The organism is Pseudoalteromonas sp. SR45-5 (genome assembly GCF_014163565.1).
In the GTDB taxonomy this organism is placed as follows: Bacteria; Pseudomonadota; Gammaproteobacteria; order Enterobacterales; family Alteromonadaceae; genus Pseudoalteromonas; species Pseudoalteromonas distincta.
This window is the reverse complement of record NZ_JACJDN010000187.1, coordinates 1-6,666: the sequence shown is the minus strand read 5'-3', so window position 1 is coordinate 6,666 and position 6,666 is coordinate 1. Positions and strand designations below refer to the sequence as shown.

General features: G+C 41.4%; 6 protein-coding genes. 1 reads left to right on the top strand and 5 read right to left on the bottom strand.

Features of this window, described 5'->3' with window-relative positions:
• The 5 genes from serA to metK form a co-directional block, all read right to left on the bottom strand.
• Window positions 1-1,180, bottom strand: a 1,180-nt coding sequence (gene serA / locus H5072_RS08990) for a phosphoglycerate dehydrogenase (RefSeq protein WP_182693314.1), incomplete at its 3' end; no start/stop codon positions are given.
• A gap of 9 nt (window positions 1,181-1,189) precedes the next feature.
• The gene (rpiA, locus tag H5072_RS08985) at window positions 1,190-1,843 is read right to left on the bottom strand and encodes a ribose-5-phosphate isomerase RpiA (protein WP_002958979.1); all 654 of its coding nucleotides are present in this window, start codon (window positions 1,841-1,843) and stop codon (window positions 1,190-1,192) included.
• A 53-nt stretch (window positions 1,844-1,896) separates the two neighbouring features.
• Window positions 1,897-2,493 (bottom strand): 5-formyltetrahydrofolate cyclo-ligase, encoded by a 597-nt coding sequence (locus H5072_RS08980; RefSeq protein WP_182693313.1) that lies wholly within the window; start codon window positions 2,491-2,493, stop codon window positions 1,897-1,899.
• An 18-nt stretch (window positions 2,494-2,511) separates the two neighbouring features.
• The gene (locus tag H5072_RS08975; protein WP_182693312.1) at window positions 2,512-3,060 is read right to left on the bottom strand and encodes a hypothetical protein; all 549 of its coding nucleotides are present in this window, start codon (window positions 3,058-3,060) and stop codon (window positions 2,512-2,514) included.
• 175 nt (window positions 3,061-3,235) lie between these two features.
• The gene (gene metK, locus H5072_RS08970; protein ID WP_182693315.1) at window positions 3,236-4,387 is read right to left on the bottom strand and encodes a methionine adenosyltransferase; all 1,152 of its coding nucleotides are present in this window, start codon (window positions 4,385-4,387) and stop codon (window positions 3,236-3,238) included.
• Between the two features lie 304 nt (window positions 4,388-4,691).
• Between metK and tkt the strand changes: the two genes are divergently transcribed.
• Window positions 4,692-6,666, top strand: a 1,975-nt coding sequence (gene tkt / locus H5072_RS08965) for a transketolase (RefSeq protein WP_182693311.1), incomplete at its 3' end; no start/stop codon positions are given.

The window sequence follows — 6,666 nt, the reverse complement described above, 5'->3', positions numbered from 1 at the left end:
TAAGTGCTACTTCAGATTGATCTGTATCAACATCAATAACTACATAACCAATAGATGCGTCTGTTTGTAGGTATTGCGCAGCAATATTAATACCGTGCTGTGCAAACGCTTGGTTAATTTGCGTTAGTACACCTGGGCGGTTGTGGTGTACGTGTAATAAACGGCTACGATTAGCAAGCTCAGGTAGCGATACTTCAGGGAAGTTAACCGCAGTAATAGTTGAGCCATTATCTGAATATTTAGCCAATTTACCCGCTACTTCAATACCAATGTTTTCTTGCGCTTCTTGTGTAGAACCACCAATGTGCGGCGTTAAAATAACATTGTCGAATTGGCGCAGTGGCGATACAAATTCTTCATCGTTAGATTTTGGCTCAGTAGGGAACACATCGATTGCTGCACCACTTAGTTTTTTCTCTGTAAGCGCTTCTGCAAGAGCATCAATATCAACAACAGTTCCGCGTGATGCATTGATCAAAATAGACCCCTGCTTCATAACAGCAAGTTCTGCTGTACCAATAAGGTTTTTAGTTTGCGGTGTTTCTGGTACATGTAAGCTAATAATATCAGAGCGTTGTAACAGCTGAGTAAGGTTATGAACTTGTGTTGCATTGCCCAGTGATAACTTATCTTCGATATCGTAAAACTCCACGTTCATACCGATATTTTCAGCCATAATACCTAGCTGAGTACCAATGTGACCGTAGCCAATAATACCTAATGTTTTACCACGTGCTTCAAACGAACCATTTGCTGTTTTTAACCAGCCACCACGATGAGCCGCTGCATTACGCTCTGGAATACCACGTAATAAAAGTAGAATTTCGCCAAGTACAAGTTCAGCAACTGAACGAGTATTAGAAAATGGAGCGTTAAATACAGCAATACCACGTTCGCGTGCTGCATCTAAATCAACTTGGTTTGTACCAATACAAAAACAACCAATAGCAACTAGCTTTTCAGCTGAGTCTAATACAGCTTGGTTAATATGAGTACGAGAACGAAGTCCTACAAAGTGAACATCTTTAATGCGCTCTTTAAGCTCGTCCTCAGGTAAGGATGTTTTAACGTAGTCGATATTGCTGTAACCGTTACGTTTTAGCGTTTCAACAGCGCTTTGGTGAACACCTTCAAGCAAGAGAATTTTAATTTTGTCTTTTGCTAACGATACCTTACTCATAACCTCATCCTATTTAATTTGTGGCCCATTTTTGGTACCGATAATCACTTTATCAGCACCTCGCATCGCAAATAGGCCGTTGGTAACTACGCCAACAATTGAATTGATTTGTGTTTCAAGTTGTTTGGCATTGGTAATTTTTAAGTTAAATACATCTAATATAACGTTACCATTATCGGTAACTACGCCTTGGCGATAAACAGGGTCACCACCAAGTTTTAATAATTCTCGTGCAACGTAGCTGCGCGCCATTGGAATAACTTCTACCGGAAGCGGGAAGTCACCCAATGTATCTACCAGCTTTGTGTCATCAACAATACACACAAACTGTTTTGCAACTGCTGCTACTATTTTTTCACGTGTTAGCGCTGCGCCGCCGCCTTTAATCATTTCGTTTTGAGCGTTTATTTCGTCAGCGCCGTCAACGTATACATCTAAAGCATCAACGTTATTAAGTTCAAACACTTCAATACCTAACGCTTCCAAACGTGCAGTTGACGCTTCTGAGCTTGATACAGCGCCTACAATAGTGTCCTTTACTGAGCCAAGGGCATCAATAAAGTGATTAACAGTAGAGCCTGTACCGACACCTACAATGGTGTTTTCTTTTACAAACTCGAGTGCTGCCCAGGCAGCTGCTTTTTTTAATTCGTCTTGTGTCATTGCTTTGTGCTCATGTATGTCAGAAATATGCGGCTAGTAACCAAAATTAAATGTTACCAACAGTATGTTTTATCTGGGGTGATAATGGTTTTAAGAGGTACGTCCCATGACTCGATTGGTAGAGCATCCACTTTTTGGCATTCATGTGCAAGGCCAATTAGTTGTGGTTTTTGCCAATTTTGTTCGTGTAAACGCGCCAATGTCCGGTCGTAAAACCCACCTCCCATTCCTAGGCGATTACCTTGTTTATCAAATGCCACTAATGGCATAAGGAGGTAATCAAGCGCTGGTAATGGGCATATTTGAGAGCAGTTCAGCTTAGGCTCCAAGATACCATAGCGATTTGCCCTCATGGGTGAGTTTTTCTCATAGCGCTGAAATAGTAAATTAGCGCCATTGAATGGGTGTATTATAGGTAGATAAACAACGTGGTTTAAGTTCCATAATTCTTTAATTAACAATGAAGTGTCTAGTTCTCCGTCGTTACTTAAATAAATGGAAATATGCTTTGAATTCGTTGTGTTTTCGCTTTTTAAGTGTTGAATAAAATTCATTTTTAGCGATTGCGCAGCAATTATTTGCTGATTATTTGACAAGTTTTTACGGGTGTTACGAATTTCAGCTCTTATTTGTGCGCGTTTATTGCTCATTAAACTAATTAGCCATTTTTAAAAAGAGAATAAATCGGGAAAAATCAAAAAAACAGCCAGTACGACTAGCAAAATGGTGGCAGTTGCAATCAATGAATATAAAAGTAAGTTACTGCGTTTTTTAGGAGTCGCTAAATCCTCATCTAGCATTAGGTCATCATTTTGCCATTCGTCTACACTTTCGTCTGGTGTATTTAATTGAGCTTCAGGAAGGCGTTGCTCTAGCTCATCTAGCTTTTCTTCAAGGCGTATTAAGCTGCTAGTGATGTAATCAAGTGCATCAAAAATACGTTCATCACGTTGGTGGTTATTTGCAGCTGCGGGGGAGCTATTTTGAATCGCATTTGAAACAGCTTGCAGCTTACTTTTAATACCTAGGCTTGCTAATAACTTAGTCTGTTTTAACGCTTTGTCTTTATCGCTTGGCGCAAACAGCGGCTTACCTTTAAAAAAAAGAGCTACTTTTTCATCTGACGTTTTTAATTTTGCAGCTAAGTTTGCGCACGCTGTTTTTATGTCAACGTTATCGGCAAGTCCTGCAAATATAACGCGAAAGTTATCGGCCATTTAACTATCCCTAAAGCTTTTATAATGAAATGAGTATATACCTAAAGTACAAAAGAATTCGAGGTTGATTTTATAGTTATTTTGTAGACGTACTACAAACAATGTAACTGATAAGTTTTAGATACAAAAACGGCCCTATTAAGGGCCGTTTTTAATTTACTTCAACACTTTTAGCTTAAAGGCCAGCAGCTGCACGAAGTGCATCAGCTTTATCTGTACGTTCCCAAGGGAATTCGTCACGACCAAAGTGGCCGTAAGCCGCTGTAGGAAGGTAGATAGGGCGCTCTAAATCAAGCATTTGAATTAAGCCGTAAGGGCGCAGGTCAAAGTGTTCACGAATAAGTTCGATTAAACGGCTTTCTTCTAACTTGCTTGTACCAAACGTTTCAACGCTGATAGATGTAGGCTCTGCAACACCGATTGCGTAAGAAACTTGTAATTCACATTTATCAGCAAGGCCAGCCGCAACTACGTTTTTAGCAACGTAACGTGCAGCGTATGCAGCTGAGCGGTCAACTTTTGATGGATCTTTACCAGAGAAAGCACCACCACCGTGACGAGCCATACCACCGTATGTATCAACGATGATTTTACGACCTGTTAAACCACAATCGCCCATTGGTCCGCCAATTACAAAGCGACCCGTTGGGTTAATGAAAAATTTAGTCGCGCTTGTAATAAGCTCTGCAGGAAGTACCGGCTTGATGATAGCCTCCATCACCGCTTCTACTAAATCTTTTTGCGAAATGTCTTCGCTGTGCTGAGTAGATAGTACTACTGCATCAATACCTACTGGCTTACCATTTTCGTATGCAAAAGTAACTTGAGATTTTGCATCTGGACGTAACCAGTTAAGCTCGCCGCTTTTACGTACTTGCGCTTGGCGCTGTACTAAACGGTGTGAGTAAGTAATTGGCGCAGGCATTAGTACTTCTGTTTCGTTACATGCGTAACCAAACATAAGACCTTGGTCGCCAGCACCTTGTTCTTCTGGGCTAGTACGGTCAACACCTTGGTTAATGTCAGGAGACTGTTTACCAATAGTGTTTAAAATTGCACATGAATCTGCATCGAAACCCATGTCTGAATGCGTGTAGCCAATTTCACGTACTGTTTTACGTGTAATTTCTTCAATATCAACCCATGCGCTAGTAGTGATTTCACCACCAACCATAACCATACCTGTTTTTACGTAAGTTTCGCACGCAACACGGGCATGAGAGTCTTGCTCTAGGATAGCATCAAGTACCGCATCAGAGATTTGATCGGCGATTTTATCCGGATGACCTTCAGAAACTGATTCAGAAGTAAATAAATGTTTTGCCATTGTAATTCTGCTCACAAATATTGCGCTTCACAAACGTCGGTATTAGCGCTAAAAAATTAAGGGGCGTATTTTATCGAAAACAAAACACCTTGCATAGTGTTTTTACGCCTAGACGTCTAAATAAAATTACTAATAACTTTTTGGTCTTAAAAAATATTCATAATGCCTCACTTTTATAGGGTTTTTAATTGCACACAGCCCCCACAATAAGTAAGAATGGTCGATATAAACAAACCCAAGTTACTTGGGTGCATAAACAAACACATAAATACCCGCGCAAATACACATAAAGGTAGGAGAATTCATGCCATCTCGCAAAGAACTTGCAAATGCTATTCGCGTCTTGTCAATGGACGCAGTACAAAAGGCCAAATCTGGTCACCCTGGAGCCCCTATGGGCATGGCTGATATCGCAGAAGTATTATGGCGCGATTATCTAAAACACAACCCAACAAATCCAGAGTGGGCTGACCGTGACAGATTTATTCTTTCAAACGGCCACGGTTCAATGCTTATCTATTCTCTATTGCATCTAAGTGGTTACGATTTACCACTGGACGAAATTAAAAACTTCCGTCAAATGCATTCTAAAACACCAGGTCACCCTGAATATGGCTATGCACCAGGAATCGAAACTACTACGGGTCCATTAGGTCAAGGGATCACAAATGCCGTAGGTATGGCAATTGCTGAAAAAGCGCTAGCTGCACAGTTTAACCGCGAAGGTCACGATATTGTTGATCACTTTACCTATGCATTTATGGGCGATGGCTGCCTTATGGAAGGTATTTCTCATGAAGCTGGTTCACTTGCAGGCACATTAGGTCTGGGTAAACTTGTTGCATTTTGGGATGACAACGGCATTTCAATCGATGGTGAAGTAGAAGGTTGGTTTACAGATGACACGCCAGCTCGCTTTAAAGCATACGGTTGGCATGTAATTAGTGGTGTTGATGGCCACGACAGCGATGCTATAAGTGCTGCAATTGCAGAAGCTAAAAGTGTTACCGATAAACCATCACTAATTTGTTGTAAAACAATTATTGGTTACGGCTCACCTAATAAATCTGGTAGCCACGATTGTCACGGTGCACCACTAGGTGATGACGAAATAAAAGCGTCTCGCGAATTCTTAGGTTGGACTGGCGATGCGTTCGAAATTCCTGATGATATTTACGCACAATGGGATAGCAAAGAAAAAGGCCAACAGCTTGAATCAAGCTGGGACGAAAAATTTGCAGCATACGCAAAAGCATACCCAGAGCTTGCAGCTGAATATAAGCGTCGTATTAATAACGAACTGCCTGGCGATTGGGCTGAAAAATCTCAAGCGTACATTGAGCAATTACAAGCAAACCCTGCAAACCCAGCGTCTCGTAAAGCATCGCAAAATGCATTAAACGCATTTGGTCCGTTATTACCAGAATTTATGGGTGGCTCAGCCGATTTAGCAGGCTCAAACTTAACAATTTGGGATGGCTCTAAAGGTTTAACACACGACGATGCAAGCGGTAACTACATTTACTACGGTGTACGTGAGTTTGGTATGTCGGCAATTATGAATGGTATTGCCCTTCATAAAGGCTTTATTCCTTACGGTGCTACGTTCTTAATGTTTGTTGAATATGCAAAAAATGCCGTACGTATGGCTGCATTAATGAAGCAACCAAGCATTTTTGTATACACGCACGATTCAATCGGTTTAGGTGAAGATGGTCCAACTCACCAACCAGTAGAGCAAATTGCAAGCATGCGTTTAACGCCTAACTTATACAACTGGCGCCCATGTGACCAAGTTGAGTCGGCAATTGCATGGCAACAAGCTATTGAGCGTAAAGACGGTCCTACATCGTTAATCTTTACTCGCCAAGGTCTTGAGCAACAAGCGCGTGACGCACAGCAATTAGCAGACGTTAAAAAGGGTGGTTACATCCTTAGCTGTGACGGCAACCCTGAGATTATTTTCATTGCAACGGGTTCTGAAGTGCAACTAGCACAAGATTCAGCAACTGAGCTACGCAGCCAAGGTAAAAAGGTACGTGTTGTATCTATGCCATGTACTGATGCCTTTGAAGATCAAAGCGCAGAGTACAAAGAAAGCGTATTACCGGCATCTGTTACACGCCGCGTAGCAGTAGAAGCAGGTATTGCTGACTACTGGTACAAGTACGTAGGTCTAAATGGCGCAGTAGTAGGTATGACTACCTTTGGTGAGTCGGCACCTGCTGGTGAGCTGTTTGAGCACTTTGGTTTTACTGTGGCAAACATTGTAAGCAAAG